Annotated in this window: 25 protein-coding genes and 1 pseudogene; 16 read left to right on the top strand and 10 right to left on the bottom strand. The window is 39.4% G+C overall.

Annotation, left to right across the window (positions count from 1 at the left end):
- The first annotated feature begins 248 nt into the window (after positions 1-248).
- Entirely contained in the window at positions 249-512 is a 264-nt protein-coding gene (locus AC3XNE_RS03805; RefSeq protein WP_489832991.1) for a hypothetical protein, read from the top strand.
- Here AC3XNE_RS03805 and AC3XNE_RS03800 read toward each other — a convergent pair.
- A complete protein-coding gene (locus tag AC3XNE_RS03800; protein WP_489832990.1) occupies positions 493-1605 on the bottom strand; it encodes an alpha/beta fold hydrolase in 1113 nt (370 codons plus the stop codon). The genes AC3XNE_RS03805 and AC3XNE_RS03800 overlap by 20 nt on opposite strands.
- Positions 1606-1808: 203 nt before the next feature.
- Between AC3XNE_RS03800 and AC3XNE_RS03795 the strand changes: the two genes are divergently transcribed.
- The 3 genes from AC3XNE_RS03795 to AC3XNE_RS03785 all read left to right on the top strand — a co-directional run bounded on the left by AC3XNE_RS03795 (position 1809) and on the right by AC3XNE_RS03785 (position 4304).
- Entirely contained in the window at positions 1809-2042 is a 234-nt protein-coding gene (locus AC3XNE_RS03795) for a heavy-metal-associated domain-containing protein (RefSeq protein WP_489832989.1), read from the top strand.
- Positions 2043-2061: 19 nt separating this feature from the next.
- The gene (locus AC3XNE_RS03790) at positions 2062-2355 is read left to right on the top strand and encodes an iron-sulfur cluster repair di-iron protein, ric (RefSeq protein ID WP_489832988.1); all 294 of its coding nucleotides are present in this window, start codon (positions 2062-2064) and stop codon (positions 2353-2355) included.
- Positions 2356-2447: 92 nt separating this feature from the next.
- Positions 2448-4304: a heavy metal translocating P-type ATPase gene (locus tag AC3XNE_RS03785; RefSeq protein WP_489832987.1), complete on the top strand. Its 1857-nt coding sequence runs from the start codon at positions 2448-2450 to the stop codon at positions 4302-4304.
- 27 nt (positions 4305-4331) lie between these two features.
- Here AC3XNE_RS03785 and AC3XNE_RS03780 read toward each other — a convergent pair whose 3' ends face one another.
- The 5 genes from AC3XNE_RS03780 to AC3XNE_RS03760 form a co-directional block, all read right to left on the bottom strand.
- On the bottom strand, positions 4332-5009 hold the full coding sequence (locus AC3XNE_RS03780) for a Crp/Fnr family transcriptional regulator (protein ID WP_489832986.1): 678 nt from the start codon (positions 5007-5009) through the stop codon (positions 4332-4334).
- Positions 5010-5031: 22 nt separating this feature from the next.
- The gene (locus tag AC3XNE_RS03775) at positions 5032-5268 is read right to left on the bottom strand and encodes a DUF488 domain-containing protein (protein WP_489832985.1); all 237 of its coding nucleotides are present in this window, start codon (positions 5266-5268) and stop codon (positions 5032-5034) included.
- 331 nt (positions 5269-5599) lie between these two features.
- A complete protein-coding gene (gene gnd / locus AC3XNE_RS03770; protein ID WP_489832984.1) occupies positions 5600-6502 on the bottom strand; it encodes a phosphogluconate dehydrogenase (NAD(+)-dependent, decarboxylating) in 903 nt (300 codons plus the stop codon).
- Positions 6503-6577: 75 nt separating this feature from the next.
- On the bottom strand, positions 6578-8131 hold the full coding sequence (gene gntK, locus AC3XNE_RS03765; RefSeq protein WP_489832983.1) for a gluconokinase: 1554 nt from the start codon (positions 8129-8131) through the stop codon (positions 6578-6580).
- Between the two features lie 89 nt (positions 8132-8220).
- Positions 8221-9552, bottom strand: a complete 1332-nt coding sequence (locus AC3XNE_RS03760) for a gluconate:H+ symporter (RefSeq protein WP_489832982.1) — start codon at positions 9550-9552, stop codon at positions 8221-8223.
- A gap of 203 nt (positions 9553-9755) precedes the next feature.
- On the opposite strand from AC3XNE_RS03760, the gene AC3XNE_RS03755 reads away from it, so the two are divergent.
- Complete coding sequence (locus tag AC3XNE_RS03755) at positions 9756-10601, top strand: MurR/RpiR family transcriptional regulator (RefSeq protein ID WP_489832981.1); 846 nt, start codon at positions 9756-9758, stop codon at positions 10599-10601.
- Positions 10602-10899: 298 nt separating this feature from the next.
- On the opposite strand, the gene AC3XNE_RS03750 is transcribed toward AC3XNE_RS03755, so the two are convergent.
- Positions 10900-11340 carry a universal stress protein gene (locus AC3XNE_RS03750; RefSeq protein ID WP_489832980.1) on the bottom strand — a complete coding sequence of 147 codons (441 nt, stop codon included), beginning with the start codon at positions 11338-11340 and terminating at the stop codon, positions 10900-10902.
- A gap of 6 nt (positions 11341-11346) precedes the next feature.
- Positions 11347-12924: an Nramp family divalent metal transporter gene (locus AC3XNE_RS03745; RefSeq protein ID WP_489832979.1), complete on the bottom strand. Its 1578-nt coding sequence runs from the start codon at positions 12922-12924 to the stop codon at positions 11347-11349.
- 107 nt (positions 12925-13031) lie between these two features.
- Between AC3XNE_RS03745 and AC3XNE_RS03740 the strand changes: the two genes are divergently transcribed.
- The 7 genes from AC3XNE_RS03740 to AC3XNE_RS03710 all read left to right on the top strand — a co-directional run bounded on the left by AC3XNE_RS03740 (position 13032) and on the right by AC3XNE_RS03710 (position 20380).
- Entirely contained in the window at positions 13032-13679 is a 648-nt protein-coding gene (locus tag AC3XNE_RS03740; RefSeq protein WP_489832978.1) for a metal-dependent transcriptional regulator, read from the top strand.
- A gap of 573 nt (positions 13680-14252) precedes the next feature.
- On the top strand, positions 14253-15146 hold the full coding sequence (locus AC3XNE_RS03735) for an IS982 family transposase (protein WP_489831357.1): 894 nt from the start codon (positions 14253-14255) through the stop codon (positions 15144-15146).
- A gap of 188 nt (positions 15147-15334) precedes the next feature.
- The gene (locus AC3XNE_RS03730) at positions 15335-16864 is read left to right on the top strand and encodes an ABC transporter permease/substrate-binding protein (RefSeq protein WP_489832977.1); all 1530 of its coding nucleotides are present in this window, start codon (positions 15335-15337) and stop codon (positions 16862-16864) included.
- Positions 16865-17842 (top strand): ABC transporter ATP-binding protein, encoded by a 978-nt coding sequence (locus AC3XNE_RS03725; RefSeq protein WP_489832976.1) that lies wholly within the window; start codon positions 16865-16867, stop codon positions 17840-17842.
- Between the two features lie 4 nt (positions 17843-17846).
- A complete protein-coding gene (locus tag AC3XNE_RS03720) occupies positions 17847-19190 on the top strand; it encodes a dihydrolipoyl dehydrogenase family protein (protein WP_489832975.1) in 1344 nt (447 codons plus the stop codon).
- 389 nt (positions 19191-19579) lie between these two features.
- Positions 19580-19861 carry a hypothetical protein gene (locus AC3XNE_RS03715; RefSeq protein WP_489832974.1) on the top strand — a complete coding sequence of 94 codons (282 nt, stop codon included), beginning with the start codon at positions 19580-19582 and terminating at the stop codon, positions 19859-19861.
- A gap of 42 nt (positions 19862-19903) precedes the next feature.
- The gene (locus tag AC3XNE_RS03710; RefSeq protein WP_489832973.1) at positions 19904-20380 is read left to right on the top strand and encodes a hypothetical protein; all 477 of its coding nucleotides are present in this window, start codon (positions 19904-19906) and stop codon (positions 20378-20380) included.
- A gap of 57 nt (positions 20381-20437) precedes the next feature.
- Here AC3XNE_RS03710 and AC3XNE_RS03705 read toward each other — a convergent pair whose 3' ends face one another.
- Positions 20438-20617, bottom strand: coding sequence for a transcription repressor (locus tag AC3XNE_RS03705; RefSeq protein ID WP_489832972.1), 180 nt, complete (start codon positions 20615-20617; stop codon positions 20438-20440).
- 379 nt (positions 20618-20996) lie between these two features.
- On the opposite strand from AC3XNE_RS03705, the pseudogene abc-f reads away from it, so the two are divergent.
- Positions 20997-22495, top strand: a pseudogene (gene abc-f / locus AC3XNE_RS03700) (ribosomal protection-like ABC-F family protein).
- Positions 22496-22549: 54 nt separating this feature from the next.
- Here the strand turns inward: abc-f and AC3XNE_RS03695 are convergent.
- Positions 22550-23263, bottom strand: coding sequence for a GntR family transcriptional regulator (locus AC3XNE_RS03695; RefSeq protein ID WP_489832971.1), 714 nt, complete (start codon positions 23261-23263; stop codon positions 22550-22552).
- Between the two features lie 157 nt (positions 23264-23420).
- Between AC3XNE_RS03695 and AC3XNE_RS03690 the strand changes: the two genes are divergently transcribed.
- The 3 genes from AC3XNE_RS03690 (at position 23421) to AC3XNE_RS03680 (ending at position 25978) form a co-directional block, all read left to right on the top strand.
- Positions 23421-23741 carry a PTS sugar transporter subunit IIB gene (locus tag AC3XNE_RS03690; protein WP_489832970.1) on the top strand — a complete coding sequence of 107 codons (321 nt, stop codon included), beginning with the start codon at positions 23421-23423 and terminating at the stop codon, positions 23739-23741.
- A gap of 41 nt (positions 23742-23782) precedes the next feature.
- The gene (locus tag AC3XNE_RS03685; protein ID WP_489832969.1) at positions 23783-24139 is read left to right on the top strand and encodes a PTS lactose/cellobiose transporter subunit IIA; all 357 of its coding nucleotides are present in this window, start codon (positions 23783-23785) and stop codon (positions 24137-24139) included.
- Positions 24140-24496: 357 nt separating this feature from the next.
- On the top strand, positions 24497-25978 hold the full coding sequence (locus AC3XNE_RS03680) for a family 1 glycosylhydrolase (protein WP_489832968.1): 1482 nt from the start codon (positions 24497-24499) through the stop codon (positions 25976-25978).
- Positions 25979-26139: the final 161 nt, after the last annotated feature.

Below are 26139 nucleotides of genomic sequence, written 5' to 3'. Positions count from 1 at the left end.
TCATCTTGCAGCCTCATTCGGATATCTAACGCCGCCTTGTTTATCCAAAACTACTATTTGGATATTTTTCTCCATTTTTTTATCTCAGCGTAAAAATCTGACAAACAACAAAAACTTGCTTGCCAAATCATCAGTTTAATGCAAACCTTTCTTCGCAAATTCGTCTCAGTCTACCGTTATTAAATTTTAAGTTACCCGTCTCGACCAAAACCAGTCCATAAAATCTCACTATAAATCAAAATGGGCGGGTGGCTGAACAAGAGTGTCAGCCACTCACCACCAATAATGTTAAAAATTACATTCAACAAGTAAAAGACGCCAAATACAACCGGAATAATCCAACCTTGCTGCCAGCTCAATTGGACTCCCATTTTAATCTCCAGACTGCTAAAATAAGGGAAAAAGCAAAAGAAACCAGCGCCCCAACCATTCAAACAACTCCATTAAACAAGTTTCAAGTCGAAAAATGTATTAAGAACAAGTTCCCAACTCTCATTTCAAATCATTTTTAAATTCCCTCATTACTTTCGTGAATTGTTTCGGCTGGTCTTTATGGATATCGTGCATGGATTTAAAACCTTCTATTAAACGCGCATTTTTCATCAGTCTTACAGCACGAGTGGCATCCTTTTCATCCATAGCCGATAGTAAGATGCCATTTTCATCATAGTAAGAGGGTGCGGTTACCTCGCCTGGCGCTACATGTAGCAAGACTGCAGGAACCGTAATATTTGCTAATGTTTCCTCTTGGTTAAAGTCATCAAACCAAGAATAATCGTAAAAAGTGTCGGCAAAACGCAAGTCAAACTCACCTGTTCCGTCTTGCATATTAGCGGTCAAATCGTAAATTTCATTCACACCTAAACGAGGAGGATAGAGCCAAACACGAGGAACTTGGGTAGGATGATTCTTCATATATTTGTATGCTGGATTTTTGACAACAGTAGACCAATTATCCTTTCCCTTCTGATTGAAAAAAGTTTGCATATAGTTATGCTCCAAACTATATCGAGTGTAATTATTCTCTGTGTTCTGACTTAAAAAGTCATGCGTAACTTTGAATCCTTGCCAAGCAAATGACTGCTCCGCTCTACCCGGTTCCGTTGAGAAAAAGGGTGCATCTTCTATCACGACGCCCAGTACATTTCGTGAGGAATGGGCAGCTAGCCATGCAGTCAGCAAGCCTCCTGAAGAATGTCCCGATACAACTACCGGTTCCTTTACTACATTTTCGATAAACCAGATAAGGTCTTTACCAATTGCTTTAGCTGAATACTTATCGGGATCTTTGCTGGAACCACCGTGCCCATAACAATCAACAGCATAAATATGAAACTCTTGAGCTAATTGCGGCAGAACCGGTGCATAATCTTCCCAAGACACATTTTGCCCATGCAAAAGCAAAAGCGGCGTCTTCTCGTTTTGATTTTCTCCATAGTTCAAAACCGAACCATCTGGTAGTGTCACTTGCTTTTCAGCTATATTTGCACCTTTGATCAATCGTGCAGTTTTTTTGTCGTAATGAAGATTATGATAAGCATACAGTCCAATTGCTGCAACCAAAATAACTAGCAATATTAATAGAATGACTAACACCTTTTTCATAGTAAAGACCTCCCTAAATTATTTTTTATTACTCTATGAGCTTAGTATATTAGTTTTTTAAAATCAGGGCATAACCATAACATTTAGAAAAAATATAAATTAAAGGTTCAGAAAATTAAAGAAAAATTGACGATGATCAATTAGAAAAAAATACAAGGTGTATATACTACAAAATAAGGAAAGGCAAGAAAGGAGTTTTTATGATGAAAAAAGCTATTATCAATTTAGAGGAATTGGCATGTCCGACTTGCATGCAAAAGATCGAAGCTGCCACCACTTCGGTTAAAGGGGTCGATAAATCTAGTATTAAAGTAATGTTTAACGCTAGTAAATTAAAGGTCAACTTTAATGAAAAAGAGGTGATGATTGAAGAGATTGAAAAGGCCATTGAAGATATTGGATACCCAGTAATCAAATCAAAGGTTGTCACGGTTTAAAGAAAAAAGGAGTCAATAAATGAGTAAATATAGTGAGTTACAAGAAGAGTACTTTCCCAATTTAGAAATCTATACTTTAGCGATCACTCGTGCGCACGGAAAAAATCATCCAGAGACATTTAAAGTGCATGAATTATTTGACAAAATAGAGGCAAAGTCTCAGCTAATGGAAGATGCAAGTTCAGAATACCAAGAAATCAGAAAATTAACTGATAACTATAAAATTCCAGCAGACGCGTGCCCGACAATGGAAAAAACTTACAATTTTTTGTCTGAACTAGATCAAGCATACAGTACGGAGAATAGAATATAAGGTATAAAAGGGAATGGGACGAAACTGGTCTTGATAAATATAAACAGGTGCTGTTAATAGTACCTGTTTTTATATCAGAAAGGAAGCTTGAAATGCAGAAGTATATTTTGACTCACAAAAAGGAGTTAACGATTATTAATGGTTCTTTACTTTTGTTAGCTTTGTTAGACCGCTTTTTTCTGACACAAGGAAAAATAGCGCCCCTTGCACTAATACTTTCGGGGGTTGCCGGAGTTTTACCGATTACTGTCCAAGCCCTTCAATCTTTAAAGGTCCGGGTAGTTAGTATTGACGTTTTAGTAACGATTGCGGTATTGGGTGCTTTTTTTGTTCAAAGTTACGAAGAAGCGGCTGTAGTGACATTTCTCTTTTTAGCGGGACATTACTTAGAGCAAGCTACGCTTAGTAAAACACGTAAGGCAATCAAGTCTTTGACCGAAATGGCCCCAGAGGTCAGTTTAAAGAAAAATCAAGCTGGTCAATTTGAGGAAGTTCTGATCGACGAGGTTAATAAAGGAGATATAGTTTTAGTTAAAACTGGTGGAAAGGTTCCAGTCGACGGTAAAGTACTTACTGGTTCGGGATATGTCAATGAGGCTAGTATAACCGGCGAACCCAAGACAGCTAATAAGCAAGTAGGTTCGGCGGTCTATGCTGGCACTATCCTAGAAAATGGAACGCTTCAGCTGCAGGCCGAGCGCGTTGGCGAAGACTCCGCTTTTGGTAAGATCATTGAATTGGTGGAAGAAGCACAAGATTCTAAATCTGGTGCGGAACGCTTTATTGATAAATTTTCAAAATACTATACACCAGTGGTATTATTATTAGCGATTATTGTGGCGTTGATCACCAAGGATATTGAGCTTGCCGTGACGGTCTTAGTTCTTGGTTGCCCCGGCGCTTTGGTTATTGGAATTCCTGTTTCAAACGTGGCTGGGATTGGAAATGGTGCTAAACATGGCATACTACTAAAGGGGAGTGAAACAATACAAGATTTCAGTAAAGTTGATACTATGGTTTTTGATAAAACTGGTACGCTAACGATTGGTATTCCACGAGTGAATAAAGTTATTTCAAGCGCTGAAGTTAATGAGAATGAGACCATTAGCATACTAGTTAGCATAGAAGCTGAAAGTGACCATCCGTTAGCGCAAGCTGTAGTAAAGACGTATCCAAACGCTCTAAAGTATCCAGTTATGCAGACACAGGTGATTAAAGGTGGTGGACTTATTGCAACTGTAAAGGGCAATAAAGTTACTTTAGGCAATTTACAGTTAATAAAAACTAACGGAATTAACTTAAAGCCAAAAGAAATAGCACAAAGTAAGAAATTAGAAGCTGAAGGTAACTCTTTAATTTTCATGGCTATAAATAAACAGCTAACGTTAATTTTAGGGATCAAGGATCAATTACGACCGAATGTAAAAACTGAACTAGCCAGACTAAAAAAATTGGGAGTTAAAAATTTGGTCCTCTTATCAGGAGACAACCAAGGAACAGTTGACCAAATTGCACATCAACTAAGTCTGACTGAGGCCAAAGGAAATATGCTGCCAGAAGATAAGGCAGCGTATATTAAAAAACTACAAGAGAGAGGACAGAATGTAACATTTGTTGGTGACGGAGTTAATGACAGTCCTTCATTGGCTACAGCTAATACAGGGATAGCCATGGGCAACGGGACAGACGTCGCTATTGAAACTTCAGATATTGTTTTACTGAATTCAGACTTTAGCCGTTTGGCTCCTACACTTAAATTAGCCAAGGCCACTAGTCACAATATGCTGCAAAACATTATTATAGCGATAGGGGTAGTTCTCTTTTTGTTAAGTAGTCTTTTGTTTAGTGGCTGGATCAACATGGGAATTGGAATGTTTGTACATGAAGCAAGTATTATTGTTGTGATTTTAAATGCGATCCGTTTACTAAATTATCGTTTGTATCAATGAGAGGGGTGTGAGATAACACGCTCTTTTTTATTTTTGCAAAGCATTAAGATCATTGATCTGGATATTCCTAGTTGAAATTGACCTTATTACACCTTGTTTTTCTAACTTTCGAAAACCTCGAGTAATAGATTCTGGTGTTGTCCCTAAGTAGGATGCCAAAGCCTTTCGTGTCATAGGTAATTCGACTCTGATGGGCTTATCTTTCTTATTTATGCTCAGGCTTGCTAAATAAGAAGTAATACGTTTAGTAATTGAAGGATATGCCACAGTGGCCGTTTGTTTTTCAGAAGTTTCTAAACGCTTCGACATTTGTTGTAAGAGGCTCAGACTAATTTCGGGATAGTCTAACAAAGCCTTTTTAAAATTTTCTCGTGTTAATTGACAAACTTCCGTATCTATAAGGGCCTCTATTATGTCAGTATGTTGTTGCTGCGGTTGAAAGATACTCCACTCACCAGTAAATTCTCCTGGCCCTAATAAACGTATTAACTGTTCCTCTCCAGTTTCTAGGATCTGATAATTTTTTAATTGTCCCTGATGTACGATATATAAAGCATCATTTTGATCCGCGAAGTTGTATAGAAATTCTCCCTTGGCTATTTTTCTGCTAGTAACTTTTTGAGCTAATTTGGTTAACTTATCTTTATCTAAAGTAGCAAAAATTGGCACCAAAGCAACACACTTCTTTTTTTCAGTAGACTGCATATGTTCTCACCTTTATTAACTTTCAATGTTTAATCTTTCTTGGAGGTAGTTGCGTAGTACTTAGCTTGTTTGTGCTCTTTATTTTTAGCACTATAAAGTAAGATAATATCGTTATGTGCCATTTTTTCGTGATTTTAGCGATAAATTCAGGTGTTTCTGGATTTTCAGCTAATTCTTTGCGGTATGCTTTACTAAATTTTGGAAATTTCTGTGGGTCATGGTTGAACCATTTGCGAAGTTTATTTGAAGGAGCAATCATTTTGTCCCAATCGCCAAGGTTTGCTTTAGTCTTGAAAACCTCACGAGGCTAAAGACGAGCAATCAAAATTCGATAGCCAGATTGGGTAGAGTCAGTTGAATAAATTCGCTGTATTTTTATCAGAGTAAATCTCCTCGTATTATTAAAATTAAATTCAAATTTAGTTTACCACTTAGTTTTAAATAAATCAGCTCATTGTCTTAGGTCGATATTATCTGTTAATTCTTTGGTAAGAAAATGAGGTTTATAAAATATATCGAAATAAGAAAGCACGGGCTTCCTGGAATTAAACTTAAGGAATCTCGTGCTTTTAGTTACGCTTACCTAATATTTATTTCTTATCGACAGCATGTCCGCCAAAGCCGTTTCTTAAGGAAGAGACGACTTTACCAGTCATCGTATCATTTTCTTCAGAGCGATATCTCATCATCAAAGCACTGCTGATCACAGGGGTTGGAACATGAAGTTGAATTGCTTCTTCAACGGTCCAGGCACCTTCACCGGAAGAGTGCATTACCCCCTTGATCTCATCTAGGTTAGCATCGTTAGCAAATGCTTGCTGTGCAAGTTCCATTAACCAGCTGCGTACAACGGAACCATTGTTCCAGACCTTAGCCACACCTTCGTTATCGAAGTCAAATTGGCTTTTGGACAAGACATCGAAGCCTTCGCCGATAGCTTGCATCATGCCATATTCTACACCGTTATGGACCATTTTTAGATAATGGCCGGACCCGCACTCACCAGTATAAAGATAACCATCTTTGGCTGCAATTTTTTCAAATAACGGTTCGATCTGTGGGAAAATATTTTTTTCTCCACCGATCATAAAGTTACCGTTGTGGCGTGCACCAGACATTCCTCCTGAAGTGCCGACGTCAAAGAAATGGATGCCTTTTTCGGCAGCAAGTTGCCCGTGAGAAATGGAATTTTCGTAAAATGAATTACCCCCATCGATCAAGATGTCTTCTTGTTCCATCAAATCAACCAGTTTGGCAATACTGTCATTAGTTGGAGTACCGGCCGGGACCATCAACCAAATGATGCGTGGTTGTGGCAATGATTGGACTAATCCTTCCAAACTGTCTGCTACCTCAATATCGAGCTGCGAATTTTGAGCTTTTTTACGCGTGTTTTCATTGACGTCAAAAACGGTGACTTTGACATCGTGATCTAACATATTTTCCATCAAATTCCAGCCCATTTTTCCTAAGCCTATCAAACCAAGTTGCATTTTATTTTCCTCCTAGATAATTTGTGCGTGATCAATGGTTAATTAGCGGTCTTTGAATAATAAAGTACTAAAAAGCTATTTGTTCTCGTCTTTCGAATGACTATGTTCGATTTGAAAACGTGCTATGTTTTCATACTCAGGTCTCAATTGTCGTGTTAAACGAATATAGATCGGAACTAATTCACGGTAAACGTCAAAGTTATCCGGATTTGGATCATAAGTTGAGGTTTCGCCGATAAATTGTTTAACGACATTAAAATCAGCAACGATCCCGAGTGATTTCATGCCAATTACTGCTGCGCCTAGACATGATGATTCAAAATCTTGTGGGATCGTGACGGGCCTTTCAAAAACATCAGCCAGCATTTGCCGCCATAATTGAGAACGGGCAAAGCCACCAGTTGCTAAGATCTCTTTTGGTTGTCCCACTACTTCTTCTAGTGCTAGTAAGACAGTGTAGAGATTATAGACAATGCCTTCCAAGACGGCACGCACCATGTGAGCGCGGGTATGCATCTGCGTTAAACCGAAGAAAGAACCACGTGCATTTGCTTCCCAGATCGGTGCACGTTCTCCACTTAGAAATGGATGGAACAGCAAGCCGTCAGAACCAGCAGGTACTTGTGAGGCAATTTCGGTCAATAAGTCATAAGTGTTCTTATGCAACAATTCTGCGGTACTCTTTTCAGCATCGAACAGATTGTCGCGCGCCCAACGGAAGACGACACCACCGTTGTTGACGGGCCCACCGACTACATAATGTCCTTTGTCTACCGCGTAACAAAAGATCCTGCCTTTAGGATCAGTAACTGGATGATCTGTTACGATCCGCACTGCTCCAGAAGTACCGATCGTAACGGCAACGACACCCTCATCGATCGCACCAACGCCAAGGTTTGATAATGCGCCGTCGAAAGCTCCCTGAATAAAGGTGGTATCGGCAGGACAGCCAGTTACCTTGGAGAATTCATCTTTTGAGCTAGTAAATTGCTCGTAAGCATCTACAACTGGAGGCAGCTGGTTTTCATTAACACCAGCAACTTCCATCGCTTCTGGATCCCATTTTTGGTCAAAAATGTTAAATAATCCAGTGCAGCTGGCCACTGAAATATCCATTTGCCAAACACCGAAAAGACGATAAAAGACGTATTCCTTAATGCCGCAATAGTAAGCAGCTTTTTTATAAATGTCCGGCTTCTCATTTTTTAGCCAAAGTATTTTACATAATAAGGACATGGGATGGATCGGTGTCCCTGTTTTTTCGTAAATGGCCTGACCACGATCAGAATCTTTGATCTGTTCGGCGTATTTTGTAGAGCGAGTATCTCCCCAGGTTTGGATCCTAGTCAGTGGTTGATGATCTTTATCTAACGCGATCAAGCTTTGATTTGCGCTAGAAAAACTAACACCCTTTAAGTTATCTTTTTTGAAGTCTATTTGGTTAACGACTTCTTTTAATGCCTTGGTAACGGCTGTTAAGATCTCTTCTTGATCTTCTTCTGCCATCCCAGTCGCGTCACGGTATAAAGGGTAGCCTTCATTAGCGTGAGTGTAAACCTGACCATCTTCGCCATACAGCACAGCTTTTGTGCTGGTAGTTCCGATGTCCATTCCAATGATATAGTTCATTATTGACATCCTTTCACAAAATAGGGTGATGAAAAATTGAATATCCTCTTTTTTATAATAATGCTAAATTTTTTGCTGTTGCTTTAGTGTTACATGAAAAGCGATAAAACATAGACTGAGGCCAGTCCAGTGAGCGAGATGACTGAGGTCAACGTCGTCCAAGAAAGGAAAGTCTCTTTTAAAGTCAAACCAAAGTATTCTTTGATCATCCAGAAGCCCGCGTCATTGACATGGTCGGCAAAGATACTACCAGCACCTACGGACAAGACCATTAAGACAGGGCTGACACCTGTTTGTGCGATCAAAGGTACCACTAAACCAGCAGCTGTTAATGCAGCGACTGTCGAGGATCCAAGACTGACACGCAAGATCGCGGTGATCAACCAAGCAGCGAAGATCGGCGACATATTTGTGTTGGAAAATAATGATGAGATGTAATTTGAGATCCCGCCTTCGACCAAGACCTGTTTGAAGGCACCGCCACCACCAATAATGAAGAGCATGACAGCGATCTGAGTGATAGCAGATTCTAAGGTCGAACCAATTTGTTTCATAGAGATCTTCTGACCGATCCCCATAGTAAAGATAGCCAAGATCAATGAAAGCAACATAGCGACGTCGGCATTACCGACAAATTGTATCGCCTTATTGAAGCCATTATTAGGTAATGAATACTTTAAGATCGTTGAGATCCCGATCAAGATAACTGGCATCATTGCAGTAATTACACTTTTAGCAAACGATGGTGTTTCTTCTAGTTTAAATTCTTTTACTTCACCCAGTCCTGGGATCGATTTTTGGATCCGGTAAATTTGAGGGTAAAGTTTATGCAAAACACGGTTAAAAATAGGACCAGAAACGATCACAGTTGGGATAGCAACAATGATCCCGAACAAGATCACTTGACCTAAGTCAGCGTGTAAGATCCCGGCGATTGCAGTTGGAGCTGGATGTGGCGGAATAAAACCATGCATGACATTTAATGTTGCGGCCATTGGGATAGCAAGGATCAGCAACGGTAAGCCTAATTCATCGGCGATCATGAAGATGATCGGCAATAAAACAACTAGACCAACTTCAAAGAACAGAGCTAGACCAACGATGAATGAAGCTATGATTACGGCAATTTGGATCCTTTTCTTACCAAATGCATCGATCAAAGTGTGAGCGATCCGGTAACCACCGCCTGAATCGGAAACAAGTTTACCGATCATTGACCCAAGTCCAAAGACAATAGCAAGGTCACCTAGCTGGTCACCCATCCCTGAAGTAATAATGTCAGGAATTTTTGACAAAGGGATCTGTAGAGCTAAAGCCGTTAGAAAAGAAGTAACGATCAGTGAAATGAAAGTATTTAATTTGACCTTAACGATCAAAAAGATAAGCAATACGACCGCAGCCGCAACGATCACTAATTTCATAGAAAAAGCGTCCTTTCTTGTATAACTCTGTATTTCAGAGTCTTAAAAAATAATTGATATGAAAGAAAATAGCATAATAAAAATAAAAAAGATGACTTTTTTTTACAACTCTATTATAATTGAAAATGTTTACAATGCAAGGGAAAATCTTGAAAAAAAAGTTAGTACAAAAAATTAGCATATCAAAGTAAATGGAGTGGTACATGATGGAAGGACAAATTACAGAAAGGATCAAGAAAGATTATGCAAGGATGGGAGCAAGCAGTAAAAAATTAGCTGATTTTATTACGAACAACTATTCGCAAGTTCCATCAATGACTTTGGCTCAACTTGCAAACAAAAGCGGGGTCTCACTGGCAACAGTATCACGATTTGCTAAAGATATGGGCTACCGCAACTTTTCGCAGTTTAAGTGGGCTTTAAATAGTCAAAATGAAAATCCTTTGGCGATAGGTAGCGAGATCTCTGACAAGGATACACTAAAGATCGTTTCGCAAAAAGTTTTGAGTGCTAACATCGAAACTTTGACTGAAACTTTTGATTTGATGCATGAAGAAGATCTGTTTGCTGCGAGAGAATTGATCGTTAAAGCAAAAAACCTCTCTTTTTTCGGGTTGGGTGGTTCTAATATTGTTGCTTTCGATGCTTATCACCGTTTTTTACGCGTCCCATTATATGTTTCGTACAATTCTGAATATCACATGTCATTAATGCAGGCTTCTAAATTAACCAAAAACGATTGTGCCATTGTTATTTCGCACACGGGCAATAATAAAGATACACTCAATATTGCTGAGATCTTAAAGAAGCGGCATGTTCCGATGATAGTGATCACAAGTACTCCGAGATCGCCGCTGACGACCTACGGCAAGGTCTGCTTCTTTTCAATTTCAAAGTCCCTGCAATATCGTCAAAAGGCATTCTTATCGATGACTTCACAGTTAGCAATTACAGAATGTTTATATATGTTAACGGCCCAATACTTCGGTAAAAAAGCTGATCAAACATTTGATAGTTTGCAAGAGATTATCGAAACACGGCATAAATGAAAATCTGTATTTCAAAAAATGGCCCTTGAGATCGGTTATTAGCAGATATTGGACACATTTCAGTTTAGATTTTTGGCTGTGATAGTTTCCGGATCTGTTCTTAACTAGAACAGTGAGAAAATTCTTCGACCTATACCCGTTCGGCTAGACCGGGAGAAGTTTAAGAAACATCACTCCACTTTCAGTTGGACTAGAGGGAACTTTGAGAGTTCTTTGCCCATTTTAATTTGAAACGTAACAAAAAGACACGAGATTTTGATTGAACTCGTGCCTTTTTGTATGGGTTAAATTTTTTTATCTAACGCATGACTAAAACAGGTATTGGGGAATATTTAGCCATATAAGCTGCTTGGCTCCCGAAGTGCTTGCTGATACCCTTTTTATCAAAAGAGCCAATGACTAATAGATCCGGATCGATATGTGGAATTACTTCATTTACGATCGTCTTTCCTGGATCTCCCTCGGCAATTACTGTGTGAACGTTGCTAACTCCTGCTTTTTCAGCAGTTTCTTTGTATCCTGATAGATGTTCTTCTAAATCTGATTTTTCTCCGTGGATATAGTCATCATCTAACGCTTGATAAATGTTCATTTCATCGCTTTCGAGTACTGAAACGATAAAAAGTTCAGCCCTGTTTTCTAAAGCATAGTTGATTGCGTAATTAAAAGCTAATTGAGCGTCTCGTGAATCATCAGTTCCAACAAGCAGTCGCGAGAATTTAGGTTGCTTATCCTCCATAGTCTTCTATGCCTTCTTTCTTGCTTGTTCTTGTGCTAAACGTTTGTCGCCACGGTAGATGTCAACTACAGTCCAAACCAATAATGCAATGATCAATGCAATAATAACATAGGCGATATTGTTGGCCAGCGTAGCCTGAGCAGCTGTTGGATGATCACCAAAAAAGGCTGCGATCGAGGAAGGAAGCCCCCTCATATTAAGGTAAGTTAAACCAAGGACCGAGATCCACCCTAGTAGTCTGACCCAAGTCGAATTTTTGAAACGGGAGCCCATTTCAGTCTTGCTATTGGTCAACATCAACAACGGGATCATTGAAAATGGCAAAGCGAAGGCCAAGAAAACTTGGGAATTATTCATCAAATTGTTAATAGTTACGTGTTGTTGAACTTCACTTTGGCCACTTGTTGACAAAACGGCTATCAAAACAGGGATAACGGAAATCAACCGGGTAACTAGACGACGAGCCCACAACGGCATTTTCATATGCACAAAACCTTCCATAACAACTTGACCTGTTAATGTCCCAGTGATGGTGGAGTTTTGCCCGGAAGCTAATAAGGCGACCGCAAATAGGACGGATAGCGCACCTGAACGGGCTACTTTGATCAAGATGCCGTTACTTAATGCAGAAGTATCAGAAAGAGCTTCATACAAACCGAAGAAAGAAGGATCTTCAACTGCCCCTGATTTGAAGACAGCAACACCCATGATCAATAGCAATGCATTAACGACGAATGCGAGTGATAATTGGATGTTTGAATCCCAAGTGGTAAATTTAACTGTTTGTGCAACATCCTCTTCGTTGTTATGATCAACTTTCCTAGTTTGAGAAATAGCCGAGTGTAAATAGAGATTGTGCGGCATTACGGTGGCTCCGATAATACCAAGCGCGCCGGAGATCGGTGACATCCCATGAACTTCAGGAGAACTTGCAAAAGTGTCACCAGTTGGAATAAAACCTTTGAACATTTCTCCCCAGTTTGGATCAGATAATGCTACTTGATAAATAAATACCCCCAAGATAACAAAAATCAAACAAACAACGATCGCTTCTATTTTTCTAAAACCGATCTTCGTCAACAATAGCAGTACTAAAACATCTAAAACTGTTAGGAAGACAGCGAAGATCAAAGGGATATCAAATAAGAGATATAAAGCGATCGCACCACCAATAACCTCGGCAATATCAGTAGCCATAATAGCTAATTCGGTTAAGATCCATAAAATGATCCCTAGTGCTTTACCTGTTCGGGCGCGTGTTGCCTGTGCCAAGTCCATCTGACTTACTATGCCCAGTTTAGCAGCCATGTATTGTAGCAACATGGCAATTAAACTCGACATCAAAATCACGGACATCAACAGGTATGAGAAGTTCTGGCCTCCAGTGATAGAGGTCGACCAGTTACCGGGGTCCATGTATCCTACAGCGACCAATGCGCCAGGGCCGGAATACATAAACAACGTTTTCCAAAATCCCTTACCTTTAGGAACTTCCACAGTCCCGTTGATTTCTTCGAGCGAGCGGCCATTTGCATATTGAACCAAATGGTGTTTCTTTTGAGTTTTTTGCTCGTTTTGACTCACCTATAAAACCACCTTTCCTTTTCCATTCCATATTGTACACCTTAAGTTCATAGATTAAAATAAAAAAATTTGGTATACTTAAAAATAATAGAAGGGGGAGCAAAGTAATGCATAGTGTAACGGACAATTACTTAAAGGCGATTTTTGAAGGCAGTTATTTGAGCGGTAAAGTATCTAATAAACGACTGGCTGGCTTATTGGGTGTTTCTCCAGCAACGACCACGGAACAAGTCAAAAAAATGTCTCAAAAAGGTTTAGTAGTTAGTCGAAAATATGGTGCGATCTCGTTGAGTGAAGAGGGCGAACGAAGAACTGAACAGTTATTGAAGAAGTTACGTCTATGTGAAGTGTGGCTCGCTAATGAGTTGGATCTGTCATTAGACGAGATCGCAGCGCAGGCCTGGAAGATTGCAAATTTCGACAGCCAACTTATGTGTGAACAATTGAATGAACACTTAAATTTTCCGGCTAAAACTCCGTTTGGTGCCAGTGTGCAGGAACCGCAACTTTTTAATGAAAGCTTACTTTCATTAAATTTGATGAAAATACAACAAAAATATATTTTAAAAGAGTATTTGGATAATCAGCGAGTTATTAAATATTTATCTAAATTGGGACTGGAGATCGGCCAAGAGTATTCTTTAGAAAAAGTGGATATTGACTTTGATATGCTGCTCTTGTCTTCCAAAAACAAACAACAGATAATGGTCAACCGAGGAATTGCCAAATATATATATGTAGAGGCTCTTAAATGAGTATTGAAAATAATTGGTATAGTATCTTGACTTAGGTAAACTACTACGACTACTTATATGTATAAGGAGGAACAGGCTGAAAATTGATTAAAAAAAGAAAAACACATTTGGCAATAAATTGCGTATGTAGTAGTGTATGTAATTATTACATACTTAGTAGTCGATAGTTTTTGTTCTCATGGCACTACCTTTCACAGGGCATAAGGGCGGGTTGCTTCTTATGCTCTCTTTTTATTGAAAATAATTAAAAAAGTTACACAAAAAAAGCAAAAATTCACGGAAATTGCGTATATATAACTACACGTGCTTAGGCATGTATAACATATAGATTTTTCCTCTTAAGGGGGGAGTCGTTGATTGAGCGTCTCCTCAAGCCTTTAATGTGCATTAGTAAGTTAAAGTGCCCGCTGTACAGGGAATTTCTAGCATAGATCATCCCCGCAATAGTGTAGAAAAACATTTTCTACAACGCGTGGTGCTAGTTCGTAACATTCAACTATTTAGTACAAAATTTTACAAAAAAAGCCCAACAAGGTTAGACTCTTAAGTGACTTAAACAAAGGAGACCTGATCTTGTTGGACCACTTAAAGTTTAAACAAAAACGACATAATTTACAAGTCAATTTAGCTCAACTTAAAGTTCTTTGTGCTGAGCTTTATCAAAAATACTGCCCGCGCTATATTTCGCAACGCCGTAACACCACTAAGTCTCGTGTTTCTGATGTGCAGATCTTAGCCTTACTGTGTTTACAGGTCATTACACAGATGCACTCCCAGCGTAAATTCTTTGCCTGGGCACAGACCTTCATCCCACATCAATTGAACATTGAGCGCTCCCGTTTTAACCGACGAGCACAACGTCTTCTCCCAGTGGTCATGGCCATGCGGCAGGGGTTGACTCGCGACTATGCGCAAACAGGACAGTTTGCGATCATTGATAGTTTGCCTAACCCTTTATGCCAAAAAGTTAGAAATAAGCGGGCCAAGGTTTTCCGCGGCATAGCTGACCTAGGCTACAATGCGACCAAAGACATGTATTTTTACGGGTTTAAGACTCATTTTGAGACCTCGCTCAGCGGTTATATCTTAAATTACACTGTCACCGAGGCCTCTAAACATGACACCCAAGCGGCGTCAACTTTGATCGCAGGCTGTCCGTGTCCCTTTGTTTTAGCGGATGTCGGTTATGTGGGACAGCCCTTACAAGAAGATTTTGGCGAGCTAGGTTATGAGCTCTGGACACCTTACCGTTCAAACATGAAAGGAGCCAAACAGCACAATGTTCCGGCTTTGAAAGATCTCCGGCGCACGATCGAATCCCGTTTCTCGATCCTAGTTGAAGATTATGGAATCGAAAAAAATCTCACGCGGTCAGTGGTAGGCTTTTGGTTAAAAATTGAATTGACCGTCTTTATTTATAATTTAGGCTTTTTTGATTTTACAGAAAATAGAATTATTACGAACTAGCACCACGCGTTTTCTACACTATTTTTTTGTTTTTGAGGGCTATTGCTTTTCTGAACTGTAAATAATTGCTATGGTTAACAATGAATGGGTACGAGATAGTGTTTAGGAAAATATTTTCTAATAGAATATGAAATAGTTTTTTTACATGGTAGGTTGCAGCTTAATTCAAAATATGGAAGGGCAATACAATGGAACAAATAATGCAAACATTCAGCGAAAGAAGAGGCGAACTGTGGCAGGCATTACTGCAACATTTGGAGATCTCAACCTTGTCTTTGTTGATCGCGATGGTGATCGCTATCCCCTTGGCGATCTGGGTCGTTAAACATAAAAAAATATCTGAGTTTCTCTTGCAATTGACGGGTGTTTTACAGACGATCCCTTCACTAGCCTTATTAGGGCTGTTGATCCCAGTCGTAGGTATTGGTACAGTTCCGGCTGTAATTGCCTTGGTAGTTTATGCCCTTTTGCCAATTTTTCAAAATACTTATTTAGGCCTGACTGAGATCGATCCAGCACTTGAAGAAGCGGCTGACGCGTTTGGCATGTCGCGAATGAAAAAATTATTTAAGGTGGAGTTGCCGCTGGCGATGCCGACGATCATTTCGGGCATCCGTACTGCTTTAGTTTTGATCATTGGGACAGCTACTTTAGCAGCTTTGATCGGAGCAGGTGGTCTGGGGACCTTTATTTTGTTGGGTATCGACCGTAATAATACATCCTTGATTTTGATTGGAGCAGTTGCTTCAGGCATTTTAGCAATTATTATGAGTTCGTTGATCAAGTGGCTTGAACATGCCTCGGTTAAGACTGCTGTTTCTGTGTTAGCGGTTATCATCGCTTTACTGGGCGGGGGTAGTGCTTATAATGCCTATATCAACCGTACCGAAACAGTCACGATCGCTGGTAAGCTGGGGGCAGAACCTGAGATCTTGATCAACATGTATAAAGAATTGATCGAGCAAGATGATCAACATATTAAGGTGACTTTGAAGCCTAACTTTGGTAAAACAACTTTCTTATTTAATGCTTTAAGAAATGACCAGATCGATGTTTATCCTGAATTTACCGGGACAGTTTTGGAGACTTTAGCGAAAAAGCCACAAAAAACAAGTGGTTTAACGGCTAGTGAGACTTATAAAAAAGCCAAAAGTATTATGAAAAAGCAAGAAGATATCCAAGTCTTACGGCCGATGAAATATAATAATTCATATGCGTTAGCGGTCAAAGACAAATTTAAGCAAGAACATCATTTGAAAACTATCACGGATCTGAAAAATGTTCAGTCGATCTTGAACGGAGGGATGACTTTAGAATTCATTGACCGTGGTGATGGGTTGAAAGGGATCAAAAAAACTTATGGACTGGATTTTCCTGTTAAATCGATGGAACCTGCATTACGTTACCAGGCTATCAATAAGAATAGGGTAAATGTCGTTGATGCTTATTCGACTGATAGTGAGCTGCGACAATATCATTTAAGTGTTTTGCAAGATGATAAGCATATGTTCCCTACCTATCAAGGCGCGCCAATAATGACGAAGGATTTTGCTGATAAGCATCCTCAGATAGTCAAAAGTTTAAATAAGTTAGCTGGAAAGGTAACAGAAAAAGAAATGCAGGAAATGAATTATGAAGTAAATGTGCAAGATAAGTCGCCGGCTACAGTCGCACATCATTATTTGACTACCCATCACTTGTTAAAGGAGGGGGATTAAATGGCTGCTGCTATTGAATTTCAAAATATTCAAAAATCATTTGGCGACAATACAGTTATTTCTGGAATGGATATGAGTGTTCAACAGGGCGAACGCTTTGTTTTAGTCGGGTCTTCCGGTAGTGGTAAAACAACGTCTCTTAAGATGATCAATCGTTTGGAAAAACCGACTGCGGGGCAAGTACTGGTCAATGGGAAAAGTGCCGCAGATTACCCGCTTCAAAAGTTACGATGGATGATGGGATATGTGTTACAACAAATTGCTTTGTTCCCTAACATGACAGTTACCCAAAATATTACTTTGATCCCCGAAATGAAGGGGACTTCTAAGAATCAACTGCAAGAATTGGCAGATACACTTTTAGAGCAAGTTGGTTTAGATCCAGACAAATATCGCGCTCGTTATCCACGAGAATTATCTGGCGGGGAGCAGCAACGCGTAGGTATCTTGCGTGCGATCTCATCCAAACCACCGATCGTATTGATGGATGAACCTTTTAGTGCACTAGATCCTATTTCACGTGCAAGTTTACAAGACCTGGTGCTTGATATTCATGAACAACTTCATAATACGATAGTGTTTGTTACCCATGATATGGATGAGGCACTAAAAATAGGAGATAGGATCGGTATTATGAGCGATGGTCAGTTGTTACAGGCTGCTGCACCACACGAAATTGCGCAGCACCCTGTTAACGATTTTGTGCGTGATTTCTTTAGGGGGAGTACTGCGAAAAATATTTATGATACTCCTGTGAATAAAGTCTTGTTAGCAAGTCAGCCATTAACAGGATTATCGCGAGAGCAGCGTAATGATTCAACTTCTTTGTCAGAGGATGCAGTCTTACGTGACCTGTTTAAAAAGTTAAGTACTAAGAACTATGTGGAGATCACAGATCGAACTGGCCAAAGTCAAGGATATATAGACAGACAACGATTATTGAATTACCTTAGTCAAAATGAAGAACAGGGAGGTTAAAAGTATGGCACAAATGTTAGAGAAATATGATGCAGTCATTATCGGTGCAGGTCCGGCAGGTACAGCTGCAGCATCAGCAATTAAAGCTCAAGGAAAAGAAGTTGCACTGATCGAGGAAGATCTATGGGGCGGTACTTGTCCTAACCGCGGCTGTGATCCCAAAAAGATCTTATACACGGCTGTTGAGGCTAAAGAAAGAGCAGCACTATTGGCAGGTAATGGATTAAAGTCGCAAAATACTATTGATTGGCCTGCTTTGATGACTAATAAGCGAGCTTACACGAGTGAAATTAGCCCGGCTACCAAAAAAGGTATGGAAAACTCAGAGATTAAGACATATGTTGGACACGCAGAATTTGTTGCAGGTACGACAGTGAAAGTTGGAGAATATCTGCTAGAGGCGGGAAATTTTGTGATAGCAACAGGCCAACGCCCCGGCTTGTTAGATATACCAGGAAAAGAATTTTTACAAACAAGTACTGATTTTTTGGATCTGGATGAAATGCCCAAGGATCTAACTATTATCGGTGGCGGTTATGTTGCTTTTGAACTAGCAGGTATTGCAGCTTCTGCTGGAGCTGAAGTGACTGTTGTGTTGCATAATTCACGGCCGTTGAAAGCTTTTCCTCAAAAATTAGTTACAGAGTTAGTTGAAGAGTTACAAAAATACGGGGTAGAGTTTGTTTTTGACCAAGATATCACTCAAGTTGAGCAGGTTGGAGCAGGCTATCGTCTATCTGGCCCTAATGATTTTATTAAAGACACGGAAATGGTATTTGCTGCAGTTGGTCGGCGGCCCAATGTGGACAATTTAGGGCTGACACAGGCCGGTGTAGAATATTCAAATCAGGGTGTAATAGTTGATCGTCATTTACGGTCTACAGCGGCACACATTTACGCGATTGGCGATGCGGCAGCTTCTCCGGTCCCCAAGTTAACTCCAGTGGCTGGTATTGAAGCGAAGTACGTAGCAGCTCAACTTACTGGGCGTGATGACGAGATAGACTATCCAAAGATCCCAACGGTAGTTTTTTCATTGCCCAAGTTAGCGCAGGTAGGAATGACAGAAAGTCAAGCTCAGCGTGATGAAGCACGTTACCATGTTAAAAATGTAAACATGGTAGATTGGATCACATATAAGAGACAACATGAAACGAAGGCGCTGGTTCAACTGGTCGTTGATAAAGTTAGTGAAAAAGTAGTGGGTGCGGCATGCCTCAGTATGGAAGCAGATGAAATGATCAATTATCTAAGTGTGTTGATCGAAAAGGGATATACAGCAAAGCAAGTAAAAAGCCTGATATGGGCATACCCAACAACGGCAAGCGATTTGCAGTATATATACTAGTGTGCGGAGAAAAGCGGGAAGAAGTGAGTACCATCAGGCTCCAGCGTTATAGCGCGTTTTTGGCGCTGTAACGCTGGAGTTAGATGGGCGGAGCTTCTTGCTTTTCGGAGCCGTCCTAGGAAAAGGATAGATATGGAATGTTTAGCAAGTGAGCAATATCGGACCTAAGGAATATAGCACGGTCTTGGTGCTGTATTCCTTAGGTTGGATATGCGGAGAGTCTTGATATGTGGAGCTGTCCTAATAAGGCGCTGTAACGCTGGAGTTAGATGGACGGAGCTTCTTGCTTTTCGGAGCCGTCCTAATAAAAACAAACTGAAAAGTTTGAAATTATTTTCCAGTTCTTAGTCATATTGGTAGAAAGATATTCTCAGACAAGGAGGTTTTAGGTGAGTAAAGAAGACGTGGCTAAGCAATATTTGATAGATTACTTTGCACAAGCCAATAAAATAAATCAGACGATCGCGGAAATGGAACAGTTGCGTAAACAGGATAACCCGGATCAAGAACAATTGAACAAAAAAGTGAAGGAATATGAAACAATGTTAGATACTTTAAATTCAGGCAAAGAAAAAATGGATCAGAGTTTAAAAGAATTAGGTTTTGACAAACCGCTCGCAAAATTTGATCAAGAAGAGTTGATTCGATTGTCTGAGATCCTCGAGCCATAAAAAGCAACGTAGAAGTGGAATAATTAGAGGAGAGCATATGGTATGGGCAAGCAGAACGATTCGACACTGCTAGCTGAAAGACAGATACGACCAAATCCATTGTTTGATCCTAAAGCGTTAAAAAATTTTGTAGCCGAAAGGTCAGACTTAATTTTTGCGAAATCTAGCCGAAGGGCGCTTTGGTTATTTCCGAATGGTCAGCTGGTACGATCAAACGAAGAAAGTGACCAGGAAAGGATGGTTTATCACTATATTATCAAATATTATTTTAAACATGTTGGTATAGAAAATGGACCAGAGATAGAACGAAAAAGTAAGCATGTTTTTAATAATTTGGTAACAAAAGGTGTAGGTGTAGTTAATCTGGTTCCAGAAACTGGAGCAGCTCTCAAAGGTGATTCTCAAGATTTAACTGAACAGCAAAAGGATTTTTTGCAGGCGAATAATTGTCAACTATATAGTTATGTCAAGAACCAGCCGGTCACTGACCATTATTTGACCAAAATAAACAAAATTTAAGGTAAAAAAGAAGCCTCTCATTGCAAATTAGCAACGAAAGGCTTTTGTTTTGATTTCTTAATCCAGCAAAGTTTCTATAGAAACATGAAAAAAACGAGCAACTTCAGCTAATTTATTACAAGGTGCCGTTTGATTCCAAGTCTGAAGAGTACCAGCCGGTAAGTTCAATGAAATTTCGACAGTGCGTAATGGAATATTTCTAACAGCGGCTAAAGCTTTAATTGTTTCGAAAATCAAAAAGACATCTCCTTGCTTTTATATATAAGTCTATTATGCGATAATTTTCGTCAAAATGAAATAGTTTTCACGTATCTTAACCAAAAAAATAAAGGCATTGCTTAATTGTGGCTTTTTAAGGTGAGCTTTGCTATGATATTGGTAATCTAAAGACGAAAGTGAGAGATCCAAGCGTTGAAAAACTAATTTAACTTTTCCAAACTATCGTTAGCTGGGCAAGGCGAGAGTCTAGCCGTTATTTGATGTGGCTCAGATGGTTTTAAGGTTGAATTGTTTTTAGTGCTGTGGGTCTTTTTGTGCCTAAAAAAAGATTTCATTAATATTACGATTTGACGTAAAAAACTACGACCTTGCGGGTATTAATGCAAGGAGGTTGTATATGTCTCAAATTAAAATTAGAAATATGTCTTTTTCTTATCCAGGACAGGAAAAACAGTTATTCAATAATGTTGACCTGAACTTGGATTCAGACTGGAAATTAGGATTGTTTGGCAGGAATGGCCGTGGTAAAACTACACTATTAAAACTACTGTGTAACAAGTTGGAGTATCAAGGAGAGATCTCGTACCATGTGGAGTTTAACTATTTTCCCCAGGAGATCAATGATCCCAGTCAGCTGGCTATTTATGCATTAAACGAGGTGGTCGAGTTTGAAGAATGGCAATTGGAGCGAGAATTAAGCTTGATGCAAGTTGATCCTGATATTATTTGGCGGCCTTTTGATAGCTTATCTGGTGGTGAGCAGACCAAGCTTAGATTGGCATTATTATTTATTGATCAGCAAAATTTTCCGTTGATCGATGAGCCCACTAATCATTTAGATATGGCTAGTAGAAAGCAAGTTGCTGCCTATTTGAGAAGGAAAAAGCAAGGATTCATAGTAGTTAGTCATGACCGTGGATTCGTTGATCAAATTTGTGATCACATTTTGGTGATAGAGAAGGCCAAAATTTCCATATATAATGGTAATTATTCAACTTATGAGCGAGAAAAACAACTGTCAGATTCGTTTGAAATACAGCAAAATGAAAAACTAAAAAAGGACATCGATCGGCTTAAGCAGACGGCTCTTGAAAAAGAAAAGTGGTCAGGCTCTCGTGAAAGAGATAAGCGCGGAGACCCACATAAAAAGGGAAGTGGCAGTATTTACGATACTGGGCACATTGGTGCGCGTGCTGCCAGGGTGATGAAGAGGTCGCAGTCCTTGAAAAAAAGAATGGAAAATGAGATCCATGATAAAGAAAAGCTAATGAAAAACATCGAACAAGTCGACGAATTAGCACTTAATTTTCGCCCAAGCTATCATAAAACTTTACTGCAGGTGGAAAATTTTAGCCTTTCTTATGGAAATGAGCCTTTATTTGAACCAATCAGTTTTGAGGTCAAAAAGGGAAACAAGTTGGTGTAGTTGGACCAAATGGTATAGGAAAAACTAGTCTGATCAATGCTCTGCTAGGTACTTTTACTGGTAACAGCTCTGGAACTATCCAAATACCATCTAACGTCAATGTTAGTTATATTTGCCAAGAATTTGAAAAAAATGTGGGACAGCTAAAAGATTTCGCTGTGGACAATCAGTTAGATTATGAAATGTTTCTTAACAATTTGCATAAACTGGGGTTAGAAAGAGGAGTTTTTGCACAAAAAATCGAAAATATGAGTATGGGACAGCGAAAAAGAGTAGAGGTTGCTAAATCTTTGTCGCAACCAGCCGAATTGTATATTTGGGATGAGCCGTTAAATTATTTAGATATATATAATCAAGATCAGCTGACTAAATTAATAGCTGAAATCAAGCCAACGTTATTACTGATCGAACATGACCAGCGTTTTATCAAAAAAGTGGTTAGTCAAGTTGTGAGTTTACAGAAAGGATGAATAATTAAAAGCCAACTAAGAATGGTAATGGAAATGCCGTTCATAGTTGGCTTTTTAGTGAAGATAATTACTAATGTGGTAGTAAAGTGTTAAATCTTTTTGGAAGTAGTAGGTTTTGGAGTAGTTAAAAGGACGCTCGTTTTTTAGATAATTGATCTCCTCGATTTTTAAAGTTGCTTCTTCAGCCGAACGCCCAGATTCAGCGGCTTCTTGTTCTGTGAGTTGATGAATTTTAACGTATTCATCGGCATTAACGATCTCAATATTATAGTTATCCATAATAAACTTGAAAATTGAAGCCGAACAGATTTTTCTATTCAAATAAGGAACAACACTTCGTAAATAGTAAGCTTCTTCCAAACTGAGTAAATTGTCTTTAGACCACCGCAAACGTTTGACGTAATAAACTGGATCATCAACATTACAGTGTAAAAACTTAGCGACTTCTCGACCTGCTGGCATATTGTTGAAAGCTAAGATCTTCGAAGTTACGGGAGCTTCGTTAGTTAAAGCATTCATCCCAACCTTATTAGCGAGATTCATCAAATTATCTTCATTATGTAGAGGTTCATTCACAAAATAACCACTTCCTTGGATCCGACTGATCAAGCCTTGATCGTACAAGACATCAATGGCATTACGGATCGTATTACGGCTTACTAAATACATGTCCATTAATTCAGATTCACTGGGCAATTTTTGTTGGAATAGCTGAGAATCGATTTTTTGTGCGATATCTTGTGCAACTCCCTTGTATTTTAGAACCATGCACCTGTCCTCCTTAATTTAGTTAACGGTACTTGTAAAATTGATACCAATATGGTATAAATATATTGTAATAGAAAGCGCTTTATTAAGCAAGGAATAAATAGTGACTGTGCTAACAAGGCGAAATAATAAATAGGTGAAGATGGAGGTCTTTATTATGGCTAAAAAGACGATCATGTTATGTTGTGCAGCTGGTATGAGTACTAGTTTATTGGTAACTAAGATGCAGAAAGCTGCTGATGAGCAAGGGAAAGATGCAGAGGTTTTCGCTGTCCCAGCAGCCGAAGCAGATTCACAATTGGAAAGCAAAGATATCAGCTGTGTATTACTTGGGCCTCAGGTTCGTTACATGGAAGCTGATTTTCATAAGAAACTAGACGATAAAAATATTCCGGTTGCAGTTATCGACATGCAAGCTTATGGAATGATGCAAGGAGACAAAGTCATCAAACAAGCTTACGATTTAATGGGTGAATAAAAACACTTAATTTTTGATGTAATGAAAGCAGGAGGTTTAAGATGACCGAAGAAGAAAAGCAATCACAACAGTCTGAAGAAGAGCAACAAATGCAGACAACGATGGGACTGATCATTAATGCAGGGAATGCTAAATCATTTGCTGTAGAAGCAATCAAAGCTGCCAAGGAAGCTAATTTCTCAGAAGCTCATGATAAATTAGATGAGGCTCAAAAAGCATTGGTGGACGCTCATAATACGCAGACAGGTATGTTGACCAAAGAAGCACAGGGTGAACATGCACAAGTAACGTTACTAATGGTACATTCTCAGGATCATTTAATGACAGCGATCACGTTTGTAGATCTAGCAACGAACTTTGTTGACGTGTATGAACAGCTTAATGAATTAAAGAAATAACAGAGCGCAACGAGGCGCCTAAGAGATGAGCATTATCAAGCTTGGGCCTTATAGTGCGGTTTAGGCACTATGAGGCCTAAGCTGGGTAAGCGAAAGCTCTTGCCTCGTGCAGCTCGACTATGAAAACAAAGTGCAGTGTGGCGCTTAGAAAGTGAGCACTAACAGACTTTTACATCATATTGTGTTTTTGGCAATGTGGTGGGCAATTTAGTAGGCGCAACTTTCTGTTGCACGGAACTTGACTATGAAAACACCGATTGTAGGAAAGGGTAAGAGTAGACAAAGAAATTTGGCAACTCTTGCCCTTTTTTAAACGTTTGAATACTAAGTGGCAAAATTTGAAATGAGGAGATAATTATGGGTTTTAAAAAAGATTTTCTATGGGGTGGAGCGACTGCTGCCAACCAGTATGAAGGTGGCTATGACCTAGATGGCAAAGGAACGAATGCGATCGATGTTTTGACTAATGGTGCGGTCGATCAGCCTCGCCTTGTAACATGGAAAAAGGAAGATGGAACTACCGGGAATTCTCCGTTCGTGTGGGGAGGAGATTTTAGTATACCTGCTGATGCTACGCTGGCTATTTTGCCAGGTTATCATTATCCAAGCCATCACGGAACAGATTTTTATCATCATTATAAAGAAGACATAGGTTTAATGGCAGAAATGGGATTCAAAGCATTTCGATTGTCGATCAGTTGGTCCAGGATCTTTCCGAATGGTGATGAGAAAGAACCAAATGAAGCTGGGTTAAAGTTTTATGAACAGATATTTGAGGAATGTCATAAATACAACATTGAGCCGATGGTAACTTTGTCTCATTATGATACGCCGCTTTCGTTGATCACACGTTATGACGGCTGGTCTGACCGAACATTAATTGATCTGTTTGAAAAATACGCAGTGACAGTATTTAAATATTACAAGGGTCAAGTCAAATATTGGACTATCTTTAATGAAATCAACGCGATGAGCCTTGCACCATACATGGGTGGCGGTTTGACTGATCCTACTCCGCAAAATAGAGCACAAGGGGCACATAATCAATTTGTTGCTAGTGCGAAGGTAGTTAAAGCTGCTCACAAGATCGATCCAGAAATGAAAGTGGGACAAATGCTGGCCTATTCTCCAATATATCCTTATACTTGTGATCCAGCTGACCAAGTTGAGATTATGAAAGCTCAGCAAGAAACTTTATTTTATTCAGATGTTCAAGTTGGTGGCCGTTATCCGGAGTATCGGTTAAAGAAGTATGAACGTGAAGGTATCACGCTTGATGATCGACCACAGGATTATGAATTATTGGCCGAGTATCCGGCAGACTTTTTAAGTTTTTCTTGCTACAGCTCCTCTGTTTTAACTACCCATCCTAGCGATGAAAAAGCTGCTGGTAATTTAGGTGCGGCTGGAGTAGCGAATCCTTATTTAGAAACTAATGCTTGGGGATGGGCTACCGACCCGGATTGCTTACGCCTGGCTTTGAACACACTATGGGATAGATATCATAAACCGCTATGGATCGTTGAGAATGGTCTAGGTTGGTCCGATAAACTTGAAACTGATCACAGTGTTCATGATGATTATCGCATCAAATATTTGCGTGCAGCTATTAGGTCAATGTCAGATGCTGTTGAATTAGATGGTGTCGCTTTAATGGGATATACCATGTGGAGTGCGATCGACCTTGTTTCGAACGGCACTGGAGAGATGAAAAAACGTTATGGCCTAGTTTATGTTGACTGTGATGACATTGGTAATGGAACGATGAAACGTTATAAAAAGGATTCATTTAGTTGGTATCAAAAGGTGATCGCTTCAAATGGGACAGACCTTAAATAACGAGAAATAAGATAATAAAATGTATAGTTAGAAAAAATCGATATTTTTTTTGGACCATATGTCTTGATTTATTACACCGCTTTCAGTAAACTTAACTTTGTGAAATATATTTAACACAGTCAGCTAATAATAGCGTTAAGTTGCATTTTGCTAGCCACCTA

It is taken from the genome of Ligilactobacillus sp. JN-6 (Y).1, from assembly GCF_058111525.1.
Note: the sequence above shows the minus strand (reverse complement) of the source record. Positions and strands in the feature narration are given on the sequence as shown.

Bases quoted from the DNA above. Each gene is read 5' to 3' on its own strand.
- AC3XNE_RS03800 (WP_489832990.1), bottom strand. From the start codon at position 1,605: ATGAAAAAGGTGTTAGTCATTCTATTAATATTGCTAGTTATTTTGGTT.
- AC3XNE_RS03795 (WP_489832989.1), top strand. From the start codon at position 1,809: ATGAAAAAAGCTATTATCAATTTAGAGGAATTGGCATGTCCGACTTGC.
- AC3XNE_RS03790 (WP_489832988.1), top strand. From the start codon at position 2,062: ATGAGTAAATATAGTGAGTTACAAGAAGAGTACTTTCCCAATTTAGAA.
- AC3XNE_RS03785 (WP_489832987.1), top strand. From the start codon at position 2,448: ATGCAGAAGTATATTTTGACTCACAAAAAGGAGTTAACGATTATTAAT.
- AC3XNE_RS03780 (WP_489832986.1), bottom strand. From the start codon at position 5,009: ATGCAGTCTACTGAAAAAAAGAAGTGTGTTGCTTTGGTGCCAATTTTT.
- AC3XNE_RS03775 (WP_489832985.1), bottom strand. From the start codon at position 5,268: ATGATTGCTCCTTCAAATAAACTTCGCAAATGGTTCAACCATGACCCA.
- gnd (WP_489832984.1), bottom strand. From the start codon at position 6,502: ATGCAACTTGGTTTGATAGGCTTAGGAAAAATGGGCTGGAATTTGATG.
- gntK (WP_489832983.1), bottom strand. From the start codon at position 8,131: ATGAACTATATCATTGGAATGGACATCGGAACTACCAGCACAAAAGCT.
- AC3XNE_RS03760 (WP_489832982.1), bottom strand. From the start codon at position 9,552: ATGAAATTAGTGATCGTTGCGGCTGCGGTCGTATTGCTTATCTTTTTG.
- AC3XNE_RS03755 (WP_489832981.1), top strand. From the start codon at position 9,756: ATGATGGAAGGACAAATTACAGAAAGGATCAAGAAAGATTATGCAAGG.
- AC3XNE_RS03750 (WP_489832980.1), bottom strand. From the start codon at position 11,340: ATGGAGGATAAGCAACCTAAATTCTCGCGACTGCTTGTTGGAACTGAT.
- AC3XNE_RS03740 (WP_489832978.1), top strand. From the start codon at position 13,032: ATGCATAGTGTAACGGACAATTACTTAAAGGCGATTTTTGAAGGCAGT.
- AC3XNE_RS03730 (WP_489832977.1), top strand. From the start codon at position 15,335: ATGGAACAAATAATGCAAACATTCAGCGAAAGAAGAGGCGAACTGTGG.
- AC3XNE_RS03725 (WP_489832976.1), top strand. From the start codon at position 16,865: ATGGCTGCTGCTATTGAATTTCAAAATATTCAAAAATCATTTGGCGAC.
- AC3XNE_RS03720 (WP_489832975.1), top strand. From the start codon at position 17,847: ATGGCACAAATGTTAGAGAAATATGATGCAGTCATTATCGGTGCAGGT.
- AC3XNE_RS03710 (WP_489832973.1), top strand. From the start codon at position 19,904: ATGGGCAAGCAGAACGATTCGACACTGCTAGCTGAAAGACAGATACGA.
- AC3XNE_RS03695 (WP_489832971.1), bottom strand. From the start codon at position 23,263: ATGGTTCTAAAATACAAGGGAGTTGCACAAGATATCGCACAAAAAATC.
- AC3XNE_RS03690 (WP_489832970.1), top strand. From the start codon at position 23,421: ATGGCTAAAAAGACGATCATGTTATGTTGTGCAGCTGGTATGAGTACT.
- AC3XNE_RS03685 (WP_489832969.1), top strand. From the start codon at position 23,783: ATGACCGAAGAAGAAAAGCAATCACAACAGTCTGAAGAAGAGCAACAA.
- AC3XNE_RS03680 (WP_489832968.1), top strand. From the start codon at position 24,497: ATGGGTTTTAAAAAAGATTTTCTATGGGGTGGAGCGACTGCTGCCAAC.